The organism is Paraburkholderia podalyriae, assembly GCF_014397785.1.
GTDB classification, from domain to species: domain Bacteria; phylum Pseudomonadota; class Gammaproteobacteria; order Burkholderiales; family Burkholderiaceae; genus Paraburkholderia; species Paraburkholderia podalyriae.
Map to the genome: position 1 here is coordinate 1 of NZ_VZQQ01000081.1, position 23116 is coordinate 23116.

Annotated in this window: 29 protein-coding genes and 2 pseudogenes; 18 read left to right on the plus strand and 13 right to left on the minus strand. The window is 58.0% G+C overall.

Going from position 1 to position 23116, the window contains the following annotated elements:
• Both F6X42_RS37740 and F6X42_RS37745 read right to left on the minus strand, forming a co-directional pair.
• Positions 1-168, minus strand: a pseudogene (locus tag F6X42_RS37740) (IS6 family transposase); the annotation flags it as partial.
• 48 nt (positions 169-216) lie between these two features.
• The gene (locus F6X42_RS37745) at positions 217-651 is read right to left on the minus strand and encodes a hypothetical protein (protein ID WP_187638966.1); all 435 of its coding nucleotides are present in this window, start codon (positions 649-651) and stop codon (positions 217-219) included.
• Positions 652-1245: 594 nt separating this feature from the next.
• On the opposite strand from F6X42_RS37745, the gene F6X42_RS37750 reads away from it, so the two are divergent.
• From F6X42_RS37750 to F6X42_RS37810, 13 genes are all read left to right on the plus strand, one after another.
• Positions 1246-1464, plus strand: coding sequence for a hypothetical protein (locus tag F6X42_RS37750; protein ID WP_246530448.1), 219 nt, complete (start codon positions 1246-1248; stop codon positions 1462-1464).
• 160 nt (positions 1465-1624) lie between these two features.
• Positions 1625-2629: a DUF7064 domain-containing protein gene (locus F6X42_RS37755; RefSeq protein WP_187638968.1), complete on the plus strand. Its 1005-nt coding sequence runs from the start codon at positions 1625-1627 to the stop codon at positions 2627-2629.
• A 14-nt stretch (positions 2630-2643) separates the two neighbouring features.
• Positions 2644-3330, plus strand: coding sequence for an HAD family hydrolase (locus tag F6X42_RS37760; RefSeq protein ID WP_187638969.1), 687 nt, complete (start codon positions 2644-2646; stop codon positions 3328-3330).
• A gap of 239 nt (positions 3331-3569) precedes the next feature.
• A complete protein-coding gene (locus F6X42_RS37765; RefSeq protein ID WP_187638970.1) occupies positions 3570-3980 on the plus strand; it encodes a PEP-utilizing enzyme in 411 nt (136 codons plus the stop codon).
• Positions 3981-4009: 29 nt separating this feature from the next.
• The gene (locus F6X42_RS37770) at positions 4010-5428 is read left to right on the plus strand and encodes a hypothetical protein (RefSeq protein ID WP_187638971.1); all 1419 of its coding nucleotides are present in this window, start codon (positions 4010-4012) and stop codon (positions 5426-5428) included.
• A gap of 54 nt (positions 5429-5482) precedes the next feature.
• On the plus strand, positions 5483-5737 hold the full coding sequence (locus tag F6X42_RS37775; RefSeq protein ID WP_187638972.1) for a hypothetical protein: 255 nt from the start codon (positions 5483-5485) through the stop codon (positions 5735-5737).
• Positions 5721-6059, plus strand: coding sequence for a hypothetical protein (locus F6X42_RS37780; protein WP_187638973.1), 339 nt, complete (start codon positions 5721-5723; stop codon positions 6057-6059). Before F6X42_RS37775 ends, F6X42_RS37780 begins: the two co-directional genes overlap by 17 nt.
• 2 nt (positions 6060-6061) lie before the next feature.
• The gene (locus F6X42_RS37785) at positions 6062-8572 is read left to right on the plus strand and encodes a pyruvate, phosphate dikinase (RefSeq protein WP_187638974.1); all 2511 of its coding nucleotides are present in this window, start codon (positions 6062-6064) and stop codon (positions 8570-8572) included.
• 116 nt (positions 8573-8688) lie between these two features.
• Positions 8689-9798 (plus strand): NAD(P)-dependent alcohol dehydrogenase, encoded by a 1110-nt coding sequence (locus F6X42_RS37790; protein ID WP_187638975.1) that lies wholly within the window; start codon positions 8689-8691, stop codon positions 9796-9798.
• 65 nt (positions 9799-9863) lie between these two features.
• Positions 9864-11318 carry an aldehyde dehydrogenase family protein gene (locus F6X42_RS37795; RefSeq protein WP_187638976.1) on the plus strand — a complete coding sequence of 485 codons (1455 nt, stop codon included), beginning with the start codon at positions 9864-9866 and terminating at the stop codon, positions 11316-11318.
• Between the two features lie 142 nt (positions 11319-11460).
• A complete protein-coding gene (locus F6X42_RS37800) occupies positions 11461-12999 on the plus strand; it encodes a class I adenylate-forming enzyme family protein (protein ID WP_187638977.1) in 1539 nt (512 codons plus the stop codon).
• A 256-nt stretch (positions 13000-13255) separates the two neighbouring features.
• A complete protein-coding gene (locus F6X42_RS37805) occupies positions 13256-14302 on the plus strand; it encodes a porin (protein ID WP_222945875.1) in 1047 nt (348 codons plus the stop codon).
• Positions 14303-14348: 46 nt separating this feature from the next.
• A complete protein-coding gene (locus F6X42_RS37810; RefSeq protein WP_246530444.1) occupies positions 14349-15539 on the plus strand; it encodes a PAS domain-containing sensor histidine kinase in 1191 nt (396 codons plus the stop codon).
• Positions 15540-15837: 298 nt separating this feature from the next.
• On the opposite strand, the gene F6X42_RS37815 is transcribed toward F6X42_RS37810, so the two are convergent.
• The 7 genes from F6X42_RS37815 to F6X42_RS37845 all read right to left on the minus strand — a co-directional run bounded on the left by F6X42_RS37815 (position 15838) and on the right by F6X42_RS37845 (position 18855).
• Entirely contained in the window at positions 15838-16089 is a 252-nt protein-coding gene (locus tag F6X42_RS37815) for a YlcI/YnfO family protein (protein ID WP_312892999.1), read from the minus strand.
• 51 nt (positions 16090-16140) lie between these two features.
• Entirely contained in the window at positions 16141-16605 is a 465-nt protein-coding gene (locus F6X42_RS37820; protein WP_512699651.1) for an SEN1982 family lipoprotein, read from the minus strand.
• Positions 16606-16739: 134 nt separating this feature from the next.
• A complete protein-coding gene (locus F6X42_RS37825; protein ID WP_187638979.1) occupies positions 16740-17096 on the minus strand; it encodes a type II toxin-antitoxin system RelE/ParE family toxin in 357 nt (118 codons plus the stop codon).
• The gene (locus F6X42_RS37830) at positions 17096-17389 is read right to left on the minus strand and encodes a type II toxin-antitoxin system Phd/YefM family antitoxin (protein WP_187638980.1); all 294 of its coding nucleotides are present in this window, start codon (positions 17387-17389) and stop codon (positions 17096-17098) included. The genes F6X42_RS37825 and F6X42_RS37830 overlap by 1 nt, the downstream gene beginning before the upstream one ends.
• Before the next feature lie 333 nt (positions 17390-17722).
• A complete protein-coding gene (locus tag F6X42_RS37835) occupies positions 17723-18196 on the minus strand; it encodes an RES family NAD+ phosphorylase (RefSeq protein ID WP_187638981.1) in 474 nt (157 codons plus the stop codon).
• The gene (locus F6X42_RS37840) at positions 18193-18621 is read right to left on the minus strand and encodes an Xre family toxin-antitoxin system antitoxin (protein WP_187638982.1); all 429 of its coding nucleotides are present in this window, start codon (positions 18619-18621) and stop codon (positions 18193-18195) included. Before F6X42_RS37840 ends, F6X42_RS37835 begins: the two co-directional genes overlap by 4 nt.
• A 69-nt stretch (positions 18622-18690) precedes the next feature.
• A complete protein-coding gene (locus tag F6X42_RS37845; RefSeq protein WP_187638983.1) occupies positions 18691-18855 on the minus strand; it encodes an IS1096 element passenger TnpR family protein in 165 nt (54 codons plus the stop codon).
• A 27-nt stretch (positions 18856-18882) separates the two neighbouring features.
• Between F6X42_RS37845 and F6X42_RS37850 the strand changes: the two genes are divergently transcribed.
• Positions 18883-19284, plus strand: a complete 402-nt coding sequence (locus tag F6X42_RS37850; RefSeq protein WP_187638984.1) for an HNH endonuclease signature motif containing protein — start codon at positions 18883-18885, stop codon at positions 19282-19284.
• A 266-nt stretch (positions 19285-19550) separates the two neighbouring features.
• A complete protein-coding gene (locus F6X42_RS37855) occupies positions 19551-19775 on the plus strand; it encodes a hypothetical protein (RefSeq protein ID WP_187638985.1) in 225 nt (74 codons plus the stop codon).
• A 97-nt stretch (positions 19776-19872) separates the two neighbouring features.
• On the opposite strand, the gene F6X42_RS45430 is transcribed toward F6X42_RS37855, so the two are convergent.
• The gene (locus tag F6X42_RS45430) at positions 19873-19998 is read right to left on the minus strand and encodes a hypothetical protein (protein ID WP_281394089.1); all 126 of its coding nucleotides are present in this window, start codon (positions 19996-19998) and stop codon (positions 19873-19875) included.
• 9 nt (positions 19999-20007) lie between these two features.
• On the opposite strand from F6X42_RS45430, the gene F6X42_RS37860 reads away from it, so the two are divergent.
• Entirely contained in the window at positions 20008-20199 is a 192-nt protein-coding gene (locus F6X42_RS37860; RefSeq protein ID WP_187638986.1) for a hypothetical protein, read from the plus strand.
• A gap of 198 nt (positions 20200-20397) precedes the next feature.
• On the opposite strand, the pseudogene F6X42_RS37865 reads toward F6X42_RS37860, so the two are convergent.
• Positions 20398-20587 (minus strand): annotated as a pseudogene (locus F6X42_RS37865) (hypothetical protein); the annotation flags it as partial.
• Between the two features lie 202 nt (positions 20588-20789).
• A complete protein-coding gene (locus F6X42_RS37870; protein ID WP_187638987.1) occupies positions 20790-21650 on the minus strand; it encodes a transposase in 861 nt (286 codons plus the stop codon).
• 165 nt (positions 21651-21815) lie between these two features.
• On the opposite strand from F6X42_RS37870, the gene F6X42_RS37875 reads away from it, so the two are divergent.
• Both F6X42_RS37875 and F6X42_RS37880 read left to right on the plus strand, forming a co-directional pair.
• Positions 21816-22157, plus strand: coding sequence for a hypothetical protein (locus F6X42_RS37875; RefSeq protein ID WP_187638988.1), 342 nt, complete (start codon positions 21816-21818; stop codon positions 22155-22157).
• Between the two features lie 75 nt (positions 22158-22232).
• Positions 22233-22481: a hypothetical protein gene (locus tag F6X42_RS37880; protein ID WP_187638989.1), complete on the plus strand. Its 249-nt coding sequence runs from the start codon at positions 22233-22235 to the stop codon at positions 22479-22481.
• A 501-nt stretch (positions 22482-22982) separates the two neighbouring features.
• On the opposite strand, the gene F6X42_RS37885 is transcribed toward F6X42_RS37880, so the two are convergent.
• The coding region (locus tag F6X42_RS37885) for a transposase domain-containing protein (RefSeq protein ID WP_187638990.1) at positions 22983-23116 on the minus strand (134 nt) is incomplete at its 5' end.

Genomic DNA, 23116 nt, shown 5'->3' on the forward strand with positions numbered 1-23116 from the left:
CTCAATACCGCGCTCGGCCATCATTTCTTCGAGATTACGCAAACTCAGTGAGTAGGCGACGTACCACCGCACGCATAGCAACATCACATCGAGCGGATAGTGAAGGCGCTTTAGCACTCGGGTGATGTCCGCAGCAAGCGTCTTTCGCGGTGTTTGGGTCTTCTTCATCGGCCAGCCAAAGCATATTTGTCAGGCTCGAATACTACCTCTCCCGTCTTAACGCGACAAAACCCTTCCCCCTTCCCGGAAGGTTGTAGCACGAGCCATGATGGCACCAGACGGTGTCGATCCTGCAATCGGGGAGGTCCTTACCAATTCGTAGGCTCCGCACAGGATGCGGTTATCTTCGCGGAGCAGTTCGGGTGTGGCGACTTCCAGAAGCTTCGTCGTAGACGCGCTGACGACTGTCTGTGGCATCCAGCAATCGGAGCCGCGCCTGATCAGCACGACCTTCGTAGCGCCCGTGGCGGCGCGCACCATATCAAGCGCAATCGACGCCACCGACTCGGCGCCGTCGAGCACGGCTTCTGAAAGGGTTTCAAGCGCGTGCGCTACCGAGGGTGAGGTCGCGTCCTCGCCACCTTGATGTGAGTAGAGTGCCACGATGTTTGTCGGTGGGGGTACCACCTCCCGCTCGTCGGGGTTGCTCATGACAACGTCTCCTTGCTATTGCGTACCTTGCTGCACCCCGCCACGTCGTCCGCAACCTTTGCGCTGAATGAGCGGTTGGCCGGCTGTTCTGGGAGTGCCCGGCATCCGGTCGGAGCGATCACGTTTTTCCTACGTCCGTGCGATCGGGATTGCGGGCAAAGGACGGCCACCGGAACACGCCGCGAAACGGTCAAATATGGTGCGGTGCGGCAACGTGGAACTTTGCATTGCACAATCCGGCGCTCATTCCCATGCAGGTTCTGACGATCGTTATCCCTGACAAGTCATCTGGGCTCCATTATCGTTTTCCCGGTAGATGCACTAGCGGCTCGCGGTATTGCATATTGACAGTGAACCTAGGCACCGAACTATCCCTTACGGATAAAAATGCGGCGTTTATTCGTCTGGGGCGGCTATACAGTTCTCGGTGCCCGATGACTAGAATTTGTCTCAAGCGCTGCCTCCTGACGAGATCTGTAACCCGCGACGAGGAGTCAGCGCTGCGGTAGCACGGCGGGGGCGAGATCGCCCAAATCTACGGAAGCGAGGTTGAGGGAGGGGATGATGGTCAGCTCGGAAAGATCCTTGCGCCTGATGGTTGAGAAGTGGCTCACACCCAATTCGGCGATGCTGGTTCGAGTAACGAAAATCAGGCGCTCGCGCTCGGATCATGGCCGCACGGTGCGCATCGAAGCGTCGAGAGCTGCAGGCCCGATCGAACTCTTCTTCTTTCGTCACAGTGACGGTACGTGGTGCGTGTTCCCGCCCGAGAACGAACGGCCGTCGATGAGTGCGTCATGGCGCGCCGCGTGATGGCGGCGGTTGGGGGAAGTCTGAACCGGCCGGTTCCACGAATGATCGGAAACACTTATTCGCTTTCGCGCTCCCGTCGACAAGGGACAGCCGGGCGGAACGCGACCAAAGACCACCGTACCGCAACGAATCCCAATTCATCAAACTGGCAGGAGACACGATGATCAAGGCCGAAGATGCTCAGTTCCACACCGCCGACGCTGACAAACCCAACTGGGCGGAAACAAACTACTTCGGCTTCTACTCAGCCGAGGCGAATCTGAACGTCGGCGTCTACGCGCTGTTCAGGCCGAACCTGGGTATCGTCAATTCGACGATCAGCATCAATTCAAGGCGCGCGCTGACGCCATGGGAGGCGGACTACAACGACCTTCAATCGCATCTTCCGATCCCGGAGCCGCGAGACCTGCTGGATTACCAGCTCGCCAACGGCCTGAAAGTCAAATGCCTTGTACCGAACACGATCTGGACGATTGACTACGACGACGGTCACGGTACAGAGATTCACGTGAAATACTCCGCCTTGATGAAGCCTTTCGACATCCATGACCCGGACATGGACCCGATCGTGGCTGCCCAGGCAGAACAAGGGAAGTTTGCGTGGGGCACCGCTTACAACGGTCATTTCGATCAGACGGGCCATGTTGCTGGCGAGGTTGCTGTACGCGGCCGGCGGTACAGGATCGACTGTGTCTCCACGATGGATCATAGCTGGGGGCCTCGCCCGGAGAGGGGTGCGCCGAACATGAGTTGGTTGCATGCGCATTTCTCAGAACGTTTCGTCGTCCATGCCATTTTTTCCTTCGATGAGACCGAAGGTGGGAGGACATTGTCGTTGAGCCACGGCTATGTCCTGCAGGATGGAAAGGTTTATGGACTCAAGAGTGGTACGGGCGCCACCGTTCGCACCGAGGATCGATACCCAGAGCATATCCAGCTTGCGTTGACGGATATCGATAACCGGACCTGGGAGTTACGAGGCGACGCGACCACGACGTTTCCCTGGCAATGCTGGCCCAATATGGTGGCGTTCAATACGCTGTCGAAATGGCAGTGCCAGGAGCATATCGGATACGGTGAAGTCATGGATTTCTTCGAAGTACCGTCACTGACCCGTCTGAACGCGACACCGGAGACCGCGGTCTTCATCAAGAACCGGGGATGACCGTGTCCTTACGCATGATTCTGTTTGACCTCGACGGAACGCTGGTTCAGACCAGGGAGGCATCGTGGCTTGTGTTCGAACAGGTCAACCGGCGCTTCGACCTCGGAGTGAACTCGCCCGAACAGTTCTACGCATTGTCCGAAAGCAATCTCTTCAAGGCATTGGGTGATGTGTGCAACGACGCTCACCTGGAACAGGAGGTGCGGAGCTATTTCTTCGAGCTACTTCGGGAGCAGTACCGCCCGTCGGTCATACCTGGGATGCGGGGCGTCGTCCGCAGTCTCGCACGCCGGTATCCACTGGCCGTGTTGTCATCCAACGCGATGGACGCGATCCGTCACGTTCTTCTGGGTGCAGGCATCGCGGAATGCTTCGGACATGTCTTTTCCGGAGACGTTGAGCCGGACAAGGCGGACACGATCCAGCGCATCCTTGAAGACCCGAGTTATGGCCTTGGCCGTCGAGGTACGCCCAGCTACGACGAGCGGTCCGGCCATCTAGCGGGAGACGTCGTTCTTGTCACGGACACAGTCGGTGACGTAAGCGCTGCAATGAGCGCCGGAAGCCGCGCAGTGGGTGTGGCGTGGGGCATGCATACGCCTGCGCAGTTGACGGCTGCCGGTGCGGAGTTTGTGGCGGTCTGGCCGGAGGAGTTACTAACGTACTTCCGCGCACCGGCTCAGGGTATCGCCGAGCGGTGAGTCAATAGGCCAGCCGGTTCTGTTTCGCGGAATCGATCCAGCTACCGTTCGTGTGCGAGCAAGGTGTTGCGGACAGAACAGCGAGAGCAAACGGGCATCGGATTTTTATCGGTCAGGGATAACGAAAGTGCCGACGATATCGCCTACCATTCAAATCGAATACACGGTTTATGCAGCAACGTAGCAAAGCGTTCTGACACATTCCCGCAGGGGAACAATTTCAATATCAGGAGACAGCCATGACCGTAGTGGCAGAAGGGTACAACGCGTTTGAGACTGACAAAGAACCGTCAGGGACGATCATCTATCTGCCCGATCCGCAAGCGGTGGTGAAGCTGATTCAGAGCGGAAAACTGAAGGATCACATCCTGCTGGTGCGCGGCGGAACGACCACGTTCCTGGCGCCGGCTCTTTCGATGGGCGCCATCGGCGTCATTACGATGTCCGGCGCGCCAGAATCCCACCTTGGCATCCTGTCCCGGGAGTTCCAGATCCCCTGCATCATGACAGCGCATCTGAACAACAGTGACTCGCGGTACGAGGTAGGAAGCTCCTCGCAGGCCCACTTCGACGAGATCATCAAGGAACTCAGCGATAAGCAGGTCACGCTGAAGTGTTCCGATGCCCGGGTGGGACAGGTCGTTATCTAACTCGATCGCTAAAAGAGACAGGAGACAAAATGGACACGGCAAAACGCAGCACGTACAAGCAGCGATACGAGCAGAACGACGACGGCTTGCGGTTCCAGCAGTTGCTCTACACCGGCAACTACGCGGATCTTCCTCCAGTCCCGGACGGCATTGCCGGCGATCGTGAGATGCGCAAGCGCATGAAAACCGGCGTGATGGAAAGGGTCTCGCGCGAGGACGTGCTGAAGCCTGAGTTCACGATTGATGAGCTCAACGATCTGAACAACTATTTCGCGTGGAACATCTGGGATGTGCTCGTCATGCGGGCAACGGAAGGCGTGTCCGGAATGATTCCCCGCCAGGAATACGAGATCCTGTCGTTCATGCAGGAGTTTTACCGATATCCTCAGTTCATGCGTCTCATCACCGACCAGCTCGGTGCGGAGGGGGTCATGGAGATTGGCGCCAGTGCGCGCAAGGAGATCGGCACCAAAATCAATTGCGTCCACGACTGGTGTCTCGGTGCGGTAGCTTTTGGCATGGGCCGTTGCGGCCTTCTCGCGCTCGAGGCGATTGGCCCGGACGATTACGTCGAGGAAAGCAACACGATCCTGAAGTTTGCCCAGCGGGTTTTGTGGGGCAAACGGCAAGACGGCTATATCCTCAATTCGCAGGACCGCTACCGCTGTCAGATCCACGATCAGGATCTCATCGATCGTCTCGTTTCCCAGTGTGAGAATTTCGAACACGGGTCTGAAAAATATGGGCAGTTGACCAGCTTCAATGCAGCCGCGGAACTGCTGGCCTTCTTTGACCACTACGACTGCCGTCTGGGCCTGGGTGACACCGGGCCCTACGAGATGAAGGACGGAAAGATACTCATCATCCGCGATCTGTTCGTCAACGAGGATGTTTATCACTGGAGCGATGTGTGCGAAGGACTGCCTCATTGCTACACGCTTGCGTTGCTGATCGACCCGGAACAGCTGGCGCTCGAAGAAATCCGGGTGAATGACATTTCGACGACGTTCACCATCCCGAAGAACTATATTCCGGCGATTTGCGGCGCCGCGGTGTTTGTCCGTGAGACGTGGGATACGCCGATGGGCGAGGTCTATTCGGTACCCATCAAGGATCTCGGGTCCCACCTCGACTGCATCAAGGAAGCGACTTTCAAGTTGTACAAGAAGACGCTCAAGATGCCGCGCCGCGAACTGTGCACGAACGGGATTTACAGCTACTACGTTGGCATGCTCCTGCCTCATCTGCGTAAGGCGGGTTTGTACGACTACGTGAACGAGAAGCTCAATTTCTGGGAAATCGATCAACGCGTCTCGAACTACTACTACGAGATCGGTAAGCGAAACTTCGTGCAGTCTGTCGTGCCACAGAAAATCTTCTCCGGGTCGGGATATTTACCGTTTTCAGAGAGTGCGGACATCCGCAGCTCGAAGTACGCCTGGCTGTAACCCGAGGGACGGAGTGGGTAGCCATTCCGTCCCGCTCACGGTGGAGAAGAGACGATGTTGACGGAAACTGCTTTTCTTGTGCTGAACGCCCTTTATCTGAAGAAGATGGGTGATCTCAAGGCGGTTGTGGAATGTGTGCGCCTGCCAGAGGATACGGTGCAGAGCGCATTGGCGCAGGCGGTGGAGAACGGCGAAATCCTGCATATCAATGGCGAATATCTTCTCGACGTGAGCGGTCGTCGGGCCCGTACTCGGGTACTACGAAGTCGCCTATCGGGAAAAGCGTACTGCAGTGAACGACTGGTATGAAAAATTCGAAATTCTGAACGCCCAGTTTTTGCGCCTTGTGAGCGAATGGCAAACGTCCGATGGCGATGGCAGGGTGCTCGCCCAGCTCCTGAAAGTGGTGGAGCGCCAAATGGTGGCGCTGCGCAAGATCGAGCCGGAGATTCCGCGCTATGGCGTGTACGCGGACCGCTTCCAGACGGCGACCGAGCGCGTCGATCTGGGTGATACTTCTTTTGTGACCAATCCACGAGCGGACTCGATTCATAACATCTGGTTCGAGTTTCACGAGGATATTCTTGCGGTGGTCGGTCGTCCCCGCGAAACCGTTGAGGACGTGCACTAGCCATGGCCACAAATACATTCCTGTGGGACGTGGACACCATCGACGCCAGCGATGCGGAGCGGTTTGGCGGCAAAGCCACCGGATTGGCCCGAATGCGGCAGATGGGATTGCCGGTTCCACCTGCGGTCGTCATCAGCACGGAAGCATTCCGCGCGTTCCGCGAAAATGGTGGACGCTTGCCAGACGAACTGAAGGCGGAAATCGAAGGCGCGATTCAACTGCTCGAGCAGAAGACCGGTAAGGCGTTCTGCGGACCGGGCCTGCCTTTGCTCCTTTCGGTCCGGTCCGGTGCAAAGATCAGCATGCCGGGCATGATGGACACCATTCTCAATCTCGGTCTCGACGCCCGCTCGGCGTCCGAGCTGGTGGCCGTGTCGGGCAACAAGGGCTTTGTGGGCGACACCTGGCTCCGGTTCTGGGCAATGTATGCGGATACTGTGCTCGGGGTCGACTCGGAGAACCTGCACGAGGACTTCAGAAAGAAGCTAAGCGCTTCGAAAGCGCCGGTCGCCGAGACCTTTTCGTCACTCGAGAAAGAGCTGCTTGGCGCTATCGAGGCAGAATGCGGGGAGATGCCTCCCGTGTCTCCTCGCGGTCAGCTGGACGCCGCGGTGACAGCGGTCTTTGAATCGTGGGACTCTCCGCGCGCCAAAGCTTATCGAAAGCACCACAAGATTTCCGACGATCTCGGTACGGCCGTCGTGATACAGGCCATGGTATTCGGGAATCTGGATCTGGACTCGGGTACCGGTGTGGCATTTACTAGGGACCCCATTACTGGCGAACATCGCCTCTTCGGTGAATATCTTGCTGGCCACCAGGGCGAAGACCTAGTGGCGGGCACGAAAACGCCCGAATCCATGGGTGCGCCGTCTCGGGAGATGAGTCAGATCGCAGCTGAGGTTGCCGGCGTTGGGACCCGTCTGGAAGCACTTTATAAGGATGCGCTGGACATTGAATTCACCGTTGAGCGAGGCAAGCTCTATCTGCTTCAGGTCCGATCGGCGAAGCGCACTGCGGCCGCGGCCGTGCGAATCGCGGTCGAGATGGCGAACGAAGGCCTTATTTCCCGTGAAGAAGCCATTCGTCGCGTCAGCGATGAACAGCTTCGGCAACTGGTCCGGCCGGGCTTTCTTGCCGAGGCATTAGACGCGGCCAAGGTAGACGGAAGCCTGTTCGTGGAAGGGGTGCCGGCGTCGCCTGGCCACGCTACCGGCGCGGCCGTACTAGAAAGTGACCGTGCCGTCGAGCGGGCAGCAACCGGCGAGAGCGTCATTCTGGTTCGTCCGACGACCAGTCCGCTGGATGTCAGGGGCATGCTTCATTCGCACGGCATTGTCACGGCGCGCGGCGGCTCTGCAAGCCATGCGGCAGTGGTCGCGAGAGCTCTGGATAAACCGTGTGTGGTGGGGTGTAGCGCACTTCAGATAGACACCGAGGCGAGAACTTTTCGTGTCGGTGGGCGGCAGTTTTCGGAAGGCGATCAACTGTCCATTGACGGCAAGACCGGGCAGATCTATGCGGGCGTGATCCCGATGGACGTCACCGGCGCAGCGAATGCGCAACTCTCTCAGCTTCTGCAGTGGGCGGACGAATGCTCGAAAGCCTCGATCTGGGCGTCCATCCGGATGACGGGCGAACTGGCCTCGCTCGATAAACGCAAGCCCGCTGGCATTGGAATCGTCCCTGCCGTGGACTTGCTGATCGCGAACGGGCGTGCTGACGGGCTAGTTGAAGCAGTTCAGGCGCTCAGTGCCAACGCGTCGGCGCCTGTGACCCAAATTGAAGCGCGTTTCCAGGGGCCGTTTACGGAAGTGTGCCGCGAATTTCTTTCTGCTGCTGGCGGGCTTCCTGTGGCGATACGCCTGCCGCGCCTCAGTGGCACGCGGGCTCGGCACATGGTGGAGGGATGGGCCACGCTGGATCCGCACATGCTGCTGCCATTGGGCGCCCCCCGATTGAACGCGGCGTTTGTGAAGGCCATTGGCGACGCCGCGAAAGATGCGAATCACGACGCTGTCACCGTTCTGTTGCCAGCCGTTTGCGACGTCGCGGAGATGGTGGCGTTCAGGAAAGCCGTAGACCGACAGTCAGGTGTTCGGGCTGGGGTGCTGGTGCAAAACGCCGCACTGCTGTCGGACCTTGCCTCGACACCGGTTGAGGGTGTCGATGTCTGGATCGATATCCCTGAAATCGTCCGGACTTTCCAGGGCTGGCCCGATGAGTTGTCCTATTCCGCTGATCTTATCGACCAGTATGCGGCGGCCGGGAATTTCTCGCATTCCCCGCTTCGCACGCTGCATGGATTCCTGCGCCAGTCGTTGCGTGAGCTGGCAGCAACGACTCGGACGCGTGAGGAACTGGTCGGCATCGATCTGGGCGCTGCTCCGACGGTGGAAATCGTCAGTGAACTCCAACGTCTGGGGTTCCAGAGATTTGCTGTGCCAGTGGAGCGATTCGAGGTGTTGAGGCTCTCCCTTGGCCATGCGAGCACACGCGTGGCATGTGCCTGACGCAGCGTGCAGAAATTTTCCAGGCGGGTTTTGCTCCCGCCACGCCGACCGGTATGTTCCATGGAACAGCGCAAATGACCGGCGGTCCGTTACCCAAATGCTTGAAGGGGACCATCATGGAAATCAAGGCAGCGATTGTTAAAGAGAAGTCCGGTCGGTTTTCTGTCGAGACCGTGACCCTGAGCGACCCTCGCCCCGATGAAGTGCTCGTGCGTATTGTCGGTTCGGGAGTGTGTCATACCGACCTCGTCGTGCGAGACCAGTATGTTCCTATTCCTCTACCCATCGTGCTAGGTCATGAAGGTGCCGGTGTTGTCGAAAGTGTTGGCCGTGACGTCACGCGATTCAGGAAGGGAGATCGAGTGGTGCTCTCCTATCATTCGTGTGGTCATTGCCCGAGTTGCGAGGAGGGCGCGCCCGCCTATTGCGATCACCTCATGGCGAACAACTTCAGTGGCAAACGTGTTGACGGGTCACCTTCTATCACCTTGGCAGGCAAGGAGATAAGCGCCAACTTTTTTCAGCAATCTTCATTTGCGACGCATGCGCTCGCGACGTCGCGCAACGTAGTCAAGGTGCCTGACTCGGTATCGCTCGAAGATTTGCCGCTTTACGGGCCGTTCGGATGCGGGATTCAAACGGGAGCGGGCGCGGTGTTGAACACGCTGAATCCGCGAGCCGGTACTTCGATTGTCGTTTTCGGTGCGGGGTCGGTCGGACTCTCGGCTGTGATGGCCGCCCGGCTCGCGGGGTGTACCACTATCGTCGCGGTCGATCTGAATCAGGCACGGCTGGACCTGGCGTTGACTTTAGGAGCGACGCATGTCGTCAACGGAAAAGCAGACGATCCGGTCGACTTCGTGAGGTCGATAACGGGCGGCCGTGGCGCTGATTATTCGCTCGAAACGACCGCGGTTCCCCGGGTCCTGAGACAGTCCGTTGAGTGTTTGCATGCGCGTGGAGTCTGCGGCTCGATCGGCCTGCCGCCGGCGGGCACGGAGGTGACGCTCGACATGCTTTCTATCCTGTTTGGCAGGACGCTGCGCGGAATCATTGAGGGTGACAGCGTGCCCACTATTTTCATCAATCGCCTGATCGCACTGCATCAGCAAGGCCGATTTCCCGTCGACAGGATCATGACGCACTACCGGTTCGACGAAATCAACAAGGCCGTGGAAGAAACCGAGAAAGGTCATGCGATCAAAGCGGTTCTTCACATGGAGTGATTGATCGTTGCCGCAGAGTTCGAGTTCGTGGTGGCGGTTCGCCCGCATATGCAATGGAGACGAGAATGGTGAAGGCAGCGACAGTTTTGAATCAGGAACACTCCACATACGATTTTGCAATGACGATCAATGGGAGCCGCGTCCTGACTGACGAGTTCGATGTTGCGATCAATCCAGCAACAGAACAACCGATTGGAAGGTTTCCGGTTGCGAACCGGCATCATCTTGATCTGGCTGTTAGCTCCGCGCGAGCCGCGTTCCCCGCATGGCGCGATTCAGAGGTTTCCGTTCGACAGCAGGCCCTGACAAGTCTGGCCGATCTGATTGCGGAAAACATGGAGGCATTCCTTACGCTCCTGACGACCGAACAGGGCAAGCCTCGTGAAGGCGCGGAGTGGGAGATCGGCGGCTCCATTTACTGGCTGCGGGAGATTGCGAAGCAATCGCTGCCGGAGGAAGTCGTGCGCGACGACGGTGAGAATCGGGTGGTCACCCGCTTTACCTCTATCGGCGTAATTGGAGGTATCACGCCGTGGAATTTCCCATTGCTGCTGGCCGTCTGGAAAATTGCGCCCGCGCTCGTGGCCGGCAACACGATGGTGTTAAAGCCGTCGCCGTATACGCCGCTCTGCACGTTGTGGTTCGGCGAGCTCGCGCAGAAGGTGCTTCCACCCGGCGTGTTGAACATCATCTCCGGCGGAAACGACCTGGGGCAATGGATGACGGAACATCCGGGCATAGGGAAAATCGCATTCACCGGGTCGACTGCAACCGGCAAGAAGGTCATGCAGAGCGCGGCGATTAATCTGAAGCGGCTCACGCTCGAACTGGGCGGAAATGACCCGGCGATCGTTCTTCCGGACGTCGATCCAAAGGCAATCGCGAAAGACCTGTTCTGGGCAAGCTTTCAGAACAGCGCGCAGTTTTGCGTTGCGACAAAGCGCTTGTACGTGCATGAAGACATCTACGAACCGTTGGTGTCCGCCCTCGTCGACTATGCAAGGAGCGTGCGGGTAGATAACGGGATTCTGCCTGGCAGCCAGCTGGGACCGCTTCAGAACAGGATGCAGTATGAAAAAGTCTGTGATCTGCTGGAGGACTCTGTGTCTCAGGGGCACCAGGTTCTTGCCGGCGGCGCTCCGCTCGATCGACCTGGGTACTTCATTCCGGTGACCCTGATTAACAATCCACCCGAAGATTCGCGGTGCGTTGTCGAGGAGGCGTTTGGGCCGGTTCTTCCCATTCTCAAGTACCGCGACATCGATGACGTCATCAAACGCGCCAACGACACGGTTTATGGTCTGGCTGCCTCCGTGTGGGCAGCGGATGTCGAGAAGGCGAGGGCGGTGGCGCGGAAGATCGAGGCCGGGACCGTGTGGATCAACCAGGTGCACGTGTTCGGCCCTGATATCGCATTCGGCGGCCAAAAGCAGTCGGGGATGGGGATCGAAAACTCGCTGCATGGACTGGCGGAGTATTGCGACATGCAAACGATCATGGAGAGGCCGCTCCAGCAATGAGCGTTCAAGAGGTGTCCTGCTGTTCGTTATTGAAGTGAATGGCGGCGCCTCCTGATCATGATTAGACGTCTGGCACGGCCGCGACGGTCAGTTTTTACCGCGGCTGTGCGGATGCCACGGGAAGTGCCATCATGGAGGTAACGTGGAACAGTCAATCGGGGCGCTAATAGCAGCCTCTGCGGGCAAGTACGGCGATAAGACGGCCCTTGTAGTCGGTGACAAGCAATGGACGTTTCGTCAGATCGACAGACTGTCCTCGCAGGTGGCACAGAGTCTCGAACAGCATGGCGTTACGTCTGGTGCGGTCGTGTCGATCTATTCGCCGAATTGCGCGCAGTGGGTTATTGCGTATTACGGGATATTGAAGTGCGGTGGTGTGGTCAATCCACTCAACCTCATGCTGACGGCCCCCGAGGCAGCGTATGCGATCGAGGACTGCAACGCGGTCGCGGTATTTGGGCAAATTGAAAAGCTCACTGCACTTCAGCAGTCGCTCGCCGATAACGAGAGGATTCTAATCTCATTCGGAAACTCGGCACCAGGCATCAAGTGCTTCGAAGAGTTTGTTTCGGGTGAGCCTTCTGCGGCCTATCCCGTCGCTTCAATCGAGCCGGAGCATGCTAGCACCATAGGTTATACGTCCGGGACCACCGGTAAGCCAAAGGGTGCCGTTCTGTCTCATCGCGCCATTCTTCTAAACACGGCGATGACTTCGATATTTCATGTCAGAACCGAGGCGGATACTGTCGTCAGTGCGCTGCCGTGCTCGCATGTGTATGGAAACATCGTGATGAACAGTGCGATGGCGTATGGCATGACACTCGTATTGCATCCTGCATTCAACGAAGAATCCATTCTGCGCAGCATTGAAAAATATCGGGCAACCCTCTTTGAGGGCGTTCCCACAATGTATATGTACCTCTTGAACTCGCCTCACCTTGACAGGTACGACTTGTCGTCGTTGACCCGATGCACGATTGGCGGTCAAACGATGCCGCTTGCAAAGATGGAGCAGGTTGAAGCCCGATTCGGTGCACCACTGATCGAGCTATGGGGAATGACGGAACTCGGAGGGCTAGGTACGACGCATTGCGCGTATGGGCCCCGCAAGCTGGGTTCAATCGGGATTCCGTTACCGTTCCTGCAAGCCCGTATCGCCCAGCCTGATTCCAGCGACATAACGCTGCCACCCGGAATGGTCGGCGAACTGCTGATCAAGGGGCCGGTGACGATGACGGGCTACTATCATCGTCCCGAGGCCACAGCCGAAACCGTCGATGCGGCCGGATGGCTTCATTCGGGCGATCTCGCCTATATGGATGAGGATGGTTTCATCTTCCTGGTCGATCGTCTTAAAGACATGATCATCACGGGCGGCTACAACATCTATCCAGCGGAACTCGAACGCGTTCTTTGTGAACACCCGTCTGTCGCCATGGCTGCGGTTGTGGGAATTCCGGACGATATCAAAGGCGAGCTTGCAAAGGCCTTCATCGTCGCGGTAGAAGGTTCATCATCGACTCCTGAAGAAATATTGACTTTCTGCCGGGAGCGTCTCGCCGCCTACAAGTTGCCTCGCGAAGTGGAATTTGTCAGTGATCTCCCCAAGACGAGCTCTGGGAAGATCATGCGGCGTGCTCTTCGAGAGCAGGCGCTATCAATAAGTCGCGCGGCGGGGTGACGGCGGTTCCTCTTGCCTGCGGCAAGGTTCTCAATAGGCCTATCGCGGGAAGCTAAAAATCGTGCCTCCGTTTGATCGCGTAGAGCAATAGCTGCTGCGGGCCTCATCGGCTACTGTTACACCATAGGAGCGGGATGCATCGGATCAAAAGGATAGACTTAACAAGAATAATTAGGCATGCGAAATGATGTCAAGGATTCGTGTGTTGCTAATCCGCAGTTGCTAATTATTCTAAAAAGATAACCAGGAGACAGGCATGAGGAAGTTGATTATTGTAGCGATTCTTTGTGCGACGGCAACGAACGCAAGTGCTCAGAGCAGCGTCCTGATATATGGAATATTAGACTCAGGAATTCTGTATCAGAACAAGACTTCGTCGAATGGGCGGAGCGGCGTAAGTTTTCTTGATGGTGCGTGGTCACCGTCGATCTACGGGTTCCGCGGGTCGGAAGACGTTGGGGGCGGCTATAAGATCAATTTCAACCTGCAGGGCGGCTTTTCCACGGGCACGGGCGCGCTTGGCGATTCCAATGGCGGTATCTTCGGGCGCGCTGCGACGATCGGCGCGTCTGGCCCGTTTGGTCAGGTCAATTTCGGGCTTCAATTCTCTCCGTTCTTCCTCGCCGTAACCGGCGGTGATCCCCGCGGGATGCCCCAATTCGGCAGTCAACTGGTCCAGTACTTTCAGCAGTTCGGGATTACTGGGATTTTCGACAGCAACGCGATTGTGTACACAACACCCACCTGGCTTGGCTTGACCGGCGCAGTGGAATATGCAGTTGGGGGTGTTCCCGGCTCGACAAAAAACGGCCGGCGAATGTCGGCGTCACTGTCCTACGCAGGAGCGGCGTTTTTCGCCAACGCTGCGTATTACACCGCGGCCGACCCCACATCCGGGCAGACAGTCGCAATCGGCAAAACGGCAGCGATTGGATACACGGTGGATTCTTTGAGTGTCAAGGCGGACTGGGTGAACTATTTGAATCCTTCTTCCAGCGCTGCACTGTCGAATGTGAATGTTTTCGGCCTGGGCGCGACTTATGCCGTGACGGCAGCGATATCCCTTGACGGCGGGGCGTACTACGCCAGCAACAAGGGCGCGAGCGAGAACCGGTCGATCATGTTTGCGGCGGGCGGACAATATTTCATTTCGAAACGAACCACGCTGTACGCTCAAGTGGGCGTTGCGCACAACAAAGGGGCGTTTCAGACCAATCTCGCGGTGCTGGCGCCGAATTCCTTCGCGGTACCAATGGGCGCTACAACGACCGCTGTCAACGTCGGCATTCGCCACACCTTCTGACTGACTCGGGCGCAGTTTATCGCGTGCTGATTTCTGGAGATTATCCATGCTGGAAGTGCTTCACGACGAACTGTGCTCCGTACGAGGATTGCCGACGCAGGTCAAACTCGTTGAAGTCGGACCGAGGGATGGTCTGCAAGCAGAACCGGTTTGTGTGCCGACCGAAGTCAAGATCGAATTGCTGAATCGCTTAAGCTCAGCGGGTTTCGAAAAGATCGAGGCGTCGTCGTTCGTTTCACCCAAGATGATCTACGATCTCGATGGCAAAATCATCGAGGCCAACGACGCGTTTCTGCGCATCGTGGGTTACGACCGCGAGGACCTCATGGCGGGCCGGCTGCGCTGGATGGACCTCACGCCACCGGAATGGCTAGCCCGTGACCTGAGTCAATGGATACCACAACAGAAAGTGACTGGGCGCCTGGAACCGTTCGAAAAGGAGTACGTCCGGAAAGACGGCAGCCGCGTGCCCGTGCTGATCGGCGTCGCCACGTTCGAGGAGGGCGGAAACGAGGGTGTCGCTTTCGTGCTCGATCTGACGGACCGCAAGGAAGCGGAGCACCGCTTGCACGAGTCCTACGAGATGCTGCGGGAACTCACTTCCCATCGAGAGACGGCTCGGGAGGAAGAGCGCAAGCACATTGCGCGGGAAATGCACGACGAACTGGGACAACACCTCACCGCGCTTCGTATGGGGGCGTCGGTACTGGCTATGCAGCTTGGCGACGGTCACCCTGAGCTCGTTGAACAGGCCCGGGCATTGACCGCCCAGGTAGACACCACCATGCAGGTGGTCCGGGGCGTCATCGCGTCGCTACGCCCTGCAGCACTAGACGCGGGCATTGTGGCTGCGCTCGAGTGGCTCGCTGCCGAATTCAACCGCAATCCGTGCACGGTGTGTCGACTCCGCTTGCAGGACGAGACTCTCGTGCTGAGCGAGGACCGCGCTATCGTGCTGTTTCGCGTCGCCCAGGAGGCGCTGACCAACGTTGCCCGTCACGCTGCGGCCATGCAGGTGACCATCACGCTCGAGCGAACGCCCGATGCCTGTCTGCTGGAAGTACGGGATGACGGAAAAGGATTCGATCCTCTGGCGACCAGAAAAAGATCGTTCGGGCTGGCGGGGATGAAGGAGCGCGTGCTGATGCTGGGTGGTCAAATCGATCTTGTCAGTTCGCCGGGAAACGGCACCACGATCAAGGTATGTCTTCCCGTTCATAAGGGTGTGCCAACGTAGCCGCCCAGAACCGGTTTCTAAAAGGCTCCCGTGGCTACTAAAAAGCGCCCACGGGGTGTGCGGTTATGAAATGAACCGTTGCGACGAATCCGGCTCCTGGTTTTGGGTTACCTCGTTGATACCGCACCACGCAATGAATCTTGCCGCGAGATACGCGACGGACATGCTCTGCATATGAAGGTCCGGTGTCGAGGCCGAGGCGACGTTCGAACGTCCGTATGAAAGCTCGAGCGAGCGGCCGCAGTTGGCCGAACTGAGCCCGACGATCTGCCATGGGCTTATGGTCGAGCCCAACGTCCTACAAGTCAGTCGCCAAAGAGATCGGGCGTCGACCCGGGCTGCTGCAGTTCAGGAAAATCCCCGCGACGGATTTTCGCGAGCGTCGCCGCCACGTTTCTTCCATCGCGTCGATGCCACGCTCGATGATCTGCTGCAGGAAAAACGACTGATTGCGTCCCGTTGCCTCGGCGAGCAGCCGCAACCTGTGCTCGACTTGTGGATTGACGCGCACCGCTACCACCTTGAGCTTGTTGTCCGCACTTCTCTTCATTTCCCGTTCCGAGTCGCAAAGTCGCAAAGCGCATTGCCGCTGCGTGAGTTGCTATAGCAGCGAAGGATTCACGACCCAGCCGCCGCTGGTCAGTTCCAGAAAATACTCGCCGTGGTATTGGTCGTTCTCCGTTGAAAGTACCTCGACGTGCACTGGTCGCAGGACCGCCTCGTCGTCCCAACGGGGACGGTCAACAAGCTTCGCCTCGAATCTGACAAGGATCCTGTCGCCAACGTTCGGCTTGTCGGAGGCCGACGTCGCTTGGGCTATTGCGAGAAGCTTCGCTTTGCCGCGACAGATCTTCGATTCCTTCGCAGGATTTGCGGGGCGGTATGACTTCTTGCCCTCGTCAGTCAGCGCATAGTGAAAGCCGGGGACCATTCTGTGCGCCGAGCCGTCGTCCTGAACGCTGGTCGACTCCTTGGTCAGAAGACCTAGATTTACAAGAGGTTCGGCCGCCCGTTCCTCGTACGAGAATGCGCGGCATTGAACGGCACAGCGCCAACGGTTATACACACCGCGTCTTTACCGTCGAAATATGTCTGCATGGCCTTCGCGTAATTCTCTTTCGTTGGCGACGACTTGCCGTCACCGATATGGGTAAAAAAATTCTGGTGACTTGGAAGACACCGGACACAAACTTAAAAGGATTAGACCAGTACCCCCAATTCCCGCTGATGCCGAATCGATAACAACAGGACGTGCGTATCGGAATGCGCATACAGGAGGAGATAGGGATAGAGTACGTACTCGCGCAATTCAGGCAGGCCCGCTTCGCTAGCCAGCCGGATCACCCGAGCCATCCGCACCTGACCTTCGACGGACACGGCAGCGAGTCCTCCGGCAGGACGTCCGATCTTCGGATGGAGCGCGACGAGATCGCCGAAGCGCAAGATCTCACTCCATAGTTTCTCGATCCTGTCCGTCGCGGTCATCACATCCAGCATGAATTCCTGGATTGTCTCCAGTCGTTCCTCAAAGGTCCTCGCGAAATCGACATGGACCACTACCTGGAGCCAGCGCGACGCCGCATCGTGGTCCGCAGTTCGTCAAGCGGTTTGACACGACCAGCGAGCGCATCCCGAAGACCTGCCTCGGCATCGTCGAGCATCAGCAAACGCCCATGTTCGGCCTCGAGCGCATGGTAGTAATCAAGCTTTCGCGCGTCGACAAGCGCCACATATGCCGAACCATTTTTCGTCAGGACCTTTTCGGCACCCGCGACAACATCCTCTGCCAGTTCTGTCAGCCGCGAACGAGCCTCGCTGATGGGTACAACGTCCTGAGTGCGGATTGACATGACGCCACCTTTAACAAATTCGTTAACACAAGCGTACAAACGATCGGCTGAGGTGTCAAGGCAGGCACCTGTCAACGACGTCTTGAGTTCCTGACCGATAGGATATCGAAAATAATAAGGGTACGATTGATAATTTATCTTATGTCAACTCACCAGGGCGATTGACAAAAACTGACAGCCGTGTCGGCTTTGGCAACCAGACAAGGAGCATATAAGACGGCGCTGCACTGGCCATTGCGGGCGGCGAGTGCGAACTGAACTAGAAGCCACGTCCTAGTCATCTCCCTCGAGGAGCAAAGCGTCGAGGCGAGGCTAGCCGACCACCATCATAATCTAGGAATGTCCGACCGACGGCATCGCAAAGAGGCGTTCGTCCCACACCACGGGTTGCGGCTCGGTCACGGCAATCCGCGTCGCGTCGGGGTGTGCGGGATTGACCAGCACGTTGAACTCTGCACGGACGACGACGGAAGGTACGATCAGGAGCGCGGTACGCGACTCGGTCAGCCAAGCGTCGCCGAACTCCCTTGCCGCCTGCAGTGCTGGCGCATCCCATCCCCCCGGCAACGATTCGGCCGAATGGCGTTCGACGCGAATATCGTCGGGAACCGCTGCTTCAACCCATCCGTGTGTCTTCGGTACCTTGCCGATGCGCGCATGAACAAGAACCTCGAGCATCGCACCGGCGAAGGTCGACGCGGCGTAGATGACGGGTCGCCCCGGGCTATTGAAGCGGCCGCCCACCAGCATCGCGCCGGTGCCACTCCAGACCGTGTGTCGAGTGTCGGCGATTCGAAACAACTTCACGCCGGCAACCCATAAAACAGTTTCCAGAGCAGCTCTTCGACCCGGCGCGCGCCGAGCTCGGTCAGCGCAACATCGAGCGGCGCCCTCCCTTCGAGCTCCGGGTGCGGCGTCGACAGGAATTCCCGCGCGTCCTCTTCGTCGTTCCAGACGTAGGCCGTCGTCGCGACGATCCTGGCCAGCCGCTCAGTCTTTTCCGATTCGTCTGGCGTCAGCCGATCGCGACGCCGCTTATAGGTCGCTTCGGGGATGATGCGGGCAAGTAGCGCACGCCGGGCGTCGGTACCCTGCGTCGCATGTTCGACGCCCGCTCGCAGCGCGGACTTGGGCAGGCCGTCGCGGACAAGTGCCTCGAGTTCCGCGAGCGTGTGCGGGACCTGCCGCAGTTCCATGACCGCGGCCACTGCTTCAGGCGTAATCAGTGACATGCGACTCCCGACTAAAGTATCAGTTGATACCTAATGATAGCGCAATTGATACCGTCCGCAAACCCATCTTCAATGTTCGTCGTTCCAGCCCATGGCGAGCTGCATCACCTGATGCAGCTGCGCAATCGTGATCTGCTCGGGAACCAGGAGTCCCCGCCAGACCGGCGGGCTGACGCCGCGCAGACTGACTCGCGACTGGAGAACGGAAGCCGGATCGGAAGGGTCGGAGTCCATCGACCCACTATAAGCTCCGCATCGGCCATGTCGCTGGGATCCGACTTCAGCCCCAGCTTCGGCGCGGTCTCCTGGGAGGGCCAGTGTGCAGTGACCGGCGCTTACACCTTGAGAGCGCTGGTCGCGAGTCATGCCAAGCCATGGAAGGACAGCAGCGATGTAGAGAAGCTGGACCCGAGCAATGGCTTGCTGCTCGCGGGCACTTTGGACAAGGTCTACGACGGCTACCTTATGTCAGTCCACCCCAAGACCGGCAATCTGCTCTTCTCTGATGCGATCGACGAGGCGGAACGTGCCCGTCTGGTGGGTGACCATACCCGTCTGCGCAAGACGCCCAATGCAGAACAGGCGGTCTACCTGGAGGCGCACTACAAGCGCTTCCTCGAGAAGCAAGCAGAGCGCAGCTCCAAGCTGCGCAATGTAGCCTAGGTCTAGCGGGCTCCAGCGGGGAGCCTGTCGAGGCGGCCACCTCGACATCGTCCGTGCCTGCGAGAATCGCCCACATAGCATGACGGCACGTTACGGCCTACAGAAATCTTTCCTACACGAAACGCTCAAGCAATTAAGAATCCGCTGGCGACAGGGTGTCGCACTGCGCACGCGAATAAACCATTTATAGTGCACTGCACAAGCCCCGTCCGATCGGCAAATGCGATCTGACGACCGTTTCCGGCGTTGCCCGGTTGCGGACAGACATGCCGCTGCAGGTGATTCGACACGCCTGTCAGCTTCGCCGGTTCCTGGTTAGCCATCAAAATGAGGTCTCTGTGAAATACCTTCCCCGCATCGCCGCGTCCGGAGCGCTTTTGGTCGTCGCTCTCGGCGTCGTCACGTTCGCCCAGATCAAGTTCGCTCCACAGTCCGCAGAGGCCAACCCGGTCGCACGGATCGTCCTGAACGTCGAGTCGTGGAACGGCTGAGCGACTCCACCGCTGTATGTAGCCCGCGCCCCGCAGGCAAAGAAAAACCCGCCAGGCTCCGGAGAGAACTGGCGGGTTTGAGCTACTGATTTCGGATTCACATACCAGGCGATGGTAACGGAGTTGACGCCTGCTCACGCTCCTCCAGCGACCAGTCAGCCTCCATGTCCACGGCATCCAACACCTTGGCCAGGTCACCAATCGCCAATTCGAGACCCTTCATCGTGGCCTCGTGAGACAGGCAATCTTCCCCCTTCGACGTTTCGATCATCAGCAACTTGAAGAGCGTGTCGCCACACTGATCCAGCGCAAGCCAGCCCTCCCCACCTTGCGCAAATTGTCACCGCGCAACCTGAACGCATGGCCGAATCCAGAATTTGTGCAGCAGCCTCCTGCACAAATTGAAACCTCTTCGGCTCAGTAAACATAGGATTGCGAATTAAACGTCGATCATTCCTTTTATGTCAAATCGGCTGGCGCAGCCTCGCAGACTGCTTCGCCGGCCAGATCACGGACAGTCGTTTATACCTGCCCCCCTTGCGAAACTCGTCCCCGTAGATGATCAAAACGGGAGACTTCTGCAACGATCATCGGTCCGCAGGGAAGACCCAACGGCCCAGGAAAGAATCCTCAGGTTACGAATGCGGCCCGATCGACGGCGAGCGCTCACGGATCAGATTGGCAACGAACTCTGGCAATAGTGCCCGAGGCACCGTGACCGGTACATCGCAGATCATCTGCGATGGGACGTGCACGATGAAATCGTTCGGCGCAGACACGAGACTGTGCTCATAGATGATTCGATAGTCCATCAACTGGTTGCTAGTTTCGTGACTGTGCGGCTCGCAGGACGCCGGCGACATTCACGAACCTGCTAAGCAGGATGGATAGTTGCGAAAAATGACGTCTAGCGGGTTGATCAACAGGACAATATCTTCAGGAATGCAAACATAAATGGCGTAATTGTTCATGGCGCGCTGCGCCATTGATGAACTGCGTGCCCTAGGATGAAGCTTAGCAGTAGTGGCGCAGGTTGATCATCGTATAGGCGAGCGTTTTGAGCGCGTAGTGCACCTCACTGATGCGCTCGAAGCGCAGCAGCAGACGGCGAAATTTGTCCTCCCAGGCGAAGACGCGCTCAATGGTTCTGAAGCGCTCCTCGAAGATGGCCTGCTCGAAACGCTGCTTGCGACCGCGTTTTGTATTTTTGCGCCCGCGAGGGTTTTCCGGGATGTTGGGAAACATGCCGCGATTGAAAATCGCCTTGCGGTTGGCCCGGCAGTCGTAGACGCCGTCCAGGCTGACGATCGCGCCTTGCAGGTCCATGCCGATGGCGCGCGCTATCTGGCTGAGCCGGGGCAGCGCGTCACGCAGCAGGGGCGATTCGTTGCGGTTGCCGGGTGCGGTGATGAGCGGCGCGATGACGTTGCAGTGACGATCGCACAAGGCCACCACCTTGTCGCCTTTCAGATGTTTGTGGCCGCTGTAGCCGAGGTTATCGCCGCCTTTCTTCGCGGCCGTCGTCGTGCCATCGCCGTGAATGACCGTCAGATCAAGCAGCTTGTCATTATGGAGCCTGCTCACCGAGCCCGCAAAGATGGCATCCATGCAACCATCGGCCAGCCCGCGGCCCATCGCGCGGTAGATACGTGTGTAGTGGATTTCCGGCCGACCTTTGGCATTCCTTTCGATCGGAAACATCTTCCATTGACAGCCCATGTACAGCACTTGCAGGATGTAGTTGAAGATCTTGTGCAAGGCCAGCGTCGGGGGCGGTCCGCGCCGGCCCCGGCTCAGATGCGGCAAGACAAACTGCTCGAACTGCTCCAGGCTCAATTTCGTTGGAATCACTTGCCAGCATGGGTTCCCGGTCATTCGCTGTGTCCAGAAATCTGGACTCTAATCGATCTGGCTCCGCCCATCAGAAATCCAGCCCGGACGCGGCTCGCAGACAAATTCGATAACCTCGAAAAACTAACAACCAGTTGGCTGCAACGTGTGCGAGACCATTTCCGCTCATCAACAGAAGCGGGAGGCACCTTGCTCACGGCGGCATTTGGCGTCTTCATCGTCGGTCACATCGTTCGTCTCAAGGACGCTCACCATAGCAAATCGTCTTGTTGCGACAGAACCAAAATCGCCTTGCGAAATCCAGCAAAAAAACCGCATTCTCGCGTCTCTTCGAAATCGCATTTCGTGAGCATTCTGATTGGCCTCATCACGCCGATCATCCCCGGCTCGATTGCGCCGATCCGTGACAGCGTGCCCCTGCGTCTCGTCAATGTCCTTGGCCAAAGCCCGATGATCGCTGACGGGATCCGGCTTCGAGTGCGCATCGAAACGTGGTCGACCGAGATCGACTCCCTTGCATCAAGGTACTGAACGCGCGCCTCGCCGCCACGGCGTCGACGCTTGTGCTAACTTGGAGACGTCGAGCGTTCGATAGGGGGACGTCAAATGTCAGTGATCGCGCCGGACGAAAAAGCGGATTTCGTTGCCATCTTGCACCGTCACCAGCTTGCCGAGACCGACTTTATGCTTCAGGAAACCGACACGACCGATGTCGTGGACGAGGTCTACCCTCTTCAGGGCTATGTCACCATCATTCGCAAGTCGACGCTCAAGGAAAGGGAATACCAAATCGGACATGGCACCACGTGGACGGTCGAATTTGAGAAAGACCTGACGCAGGGTGCGTTCGGGTGAGCCGAATCGACTCATCCCGATCGCCAGCCAGCATTGCTGGGCGTGTTGACGAGCGGCTACTACGCGTGGCGCAAACGGCCGCATTTCACTCAACTGCGAGGAAAGATGCCGGTGAAAGCAACCGCAGCACGAAACTTCCGTGGGTCGTGACACGTGGGAGTTGGGTTCCAGACGGGAGTCTCTCCAGTCTTACGAGCCCCCTCTCCAGCAGTGCGCTCAGGTCGGGTTGATTCAACTCCACCTGATCTGGCGCAGATCTCACCAGGATCAAGGTTGCCAATTCGTGGTGGCTCAGCATCGTCGTCTCGCAATGATTTTCTGATGAGTAATTGTCATTTCCGTGCAAAATCGCAGATATCGTTTTTTTTGTAAGCGGCTCGGCAGGGCCGGTCCCCGATTCGCGCGCGCGTGGGGCATGATGTGAGAGCGTGGGTAGGTCCGGCGTAGACCACGTGAAGATCGTTCCATGATCGTGGCCACGATCTATCTGGATCTACCCGGTCAAACCGTGGACGTGAGCGGAGCGGCCAGCTTCAGTTTGTCGGCCACGTTCCAGGGAAGCAGTTCGTCGATGCGGTTGACCTTGTGGTCCGCAATATGAGTGAGCACGTATTCGAGGTAGGCACGTGGGTTGA

Coding starts and splice junctions, on each gene's coding strand:
- F6X42_RS37745 (WP_187638966.1), bottom strand. CDS start 651: ATGAGCAACCCCGACGAGCGGGAGGTGGTACCCCCACCGACAAACATC.
- F6X42_RS37750 (WP_246530448.1), top strand. CDS start 1,246: ATGGTTGAGAAGTGGCTCACACCCAATTCGGCGATGCTGGTTCGAGTA.
- F6X42_RS37755 (WP_187638968.1), top strand. CDS start 1,625: ATGATCAAGGCCGAAGATGCTCAGTTCCACACCGCCGACGCTGACAAA.
- F6X42_RS37760 (WP_187638969.1), top strand. CDS start 2,644: ATGATTCTGTTTGACCTCGACGGAACGCTGGTTCAGACCAGGGAGGCA.
- F6X42_RS37765 (WP_187638970.1), top strand. CDS start 3,570: ATGACCGTAGTGGCAGAAGGGTACAACGCGTTTGAGACTGACAAAGAA.
- F6X42_RS37770 (WP_187638971.1), top strand. CDS start 4,010: ATGGACACGGCAAAACGCAGCACGTACAAGCAGCGATACGAGCAGAAC.
- F6X42_RS37775 (WP_187638972.1), top strand. CDS start 5,483: ATGTTGACGGAAACTGCTTTTCTTGTGCTGAACGCCCTTTATCTGAAG.
- F6X42_RS37785 (WP_187638974.1), top strand. CDS start 6,062: ATGGCCACAAATACATTCCTGTGGGACGTGGACACCATCGACGCCAGC.
- F6X42_RS37790 (WP_187638975.1), top strand. CDS start 8,689: ATGGAAATCAAGGCAGCGATTGTTAAAGAGAAGTCCGGTCGGTTTTCT.
- F6X42_RS37795 (WP_187638976.1), top strand. CDS start 9,864: ATGGTGAAGGCAGCGACAGTTTTGAATCAGGAACACTCCACATACGAT.
- F6X42_RS37805 (WP_222945875.1), top strand. CDS start 13,256: ATGAGGAAGTTGATTATTGTAGCGATTCTTTGTGCGACGGCAACGAAC.
- F6X42_RS37810 (WP_246530444.1), top strand. CDS start 14,349: ATGCTGGAAGTGCTTCACGACGAACTGTGCTCCGTACGAGGATTGCCG.
- F6X42_RS37815 (WP_312892999.1), bottom strand. CDS start 16,089: ATGAAGAGAAGTGCGGACAACAAGCTCAAGGTGGTAGCGGTGCGCGTC.
- F6X42_RS37830 (WP_187638980.1), bottom strand. CDS start 17,389: ATGTCAATCCGCACTCAGGACGTTGTACCCATCAGCGAGGCTCGTTCG.
- F6X42_RS37840 (WP_187638982.1), bottom strand. CDS start 18,621: ATGTCACTGATTACGCCTGAAGCAGTGGCCGCGGTCATGGAACTGCGG.
- F6X42_RS37845 (WP_187638983.1), bottom strand. CDS start 18,855: ATGGACTCCGACCCTTCCGATCCGGCTTCCGTTCTCCAGTCGCGAGTC.
- F6X42_RS37850 (WP_187638984.1), top strand. CDS start 18,883: ATGTCGCTGGGATCCGACTTCAGCCCCAGCTTCGGCGCGGTCTCCTGG.
- F6X42_RS37855 (WP_187638985.1), top strand. CDS start 19,551: ATGCCGCTGCAGGTGATTCGACACGCCTGTCAGCTTCGCCGGTTCCTG.
- F6X42_RS45430 (WP_281394089.1), bottom strand. CDS start 19,998: ATGAAGGGTCTCGAATTGGCGATTGGTGACCTGGCCAAGGTGTTGGAT.
- F6X42_RS37870 (WP_187638987.1), bottom strand. CDS start 21,650: ATGACCGGGAACCCATGCTGGCAAGTGATTCCAACGAAATTGAGCCTG.
- F6X42_RS37880 (WP_187638989.1), top strand. CDS start 22,233: ATGTCAGTGATCGCGCCGGACGAAAAAGCGGATTTCGTTGCCATCTTG.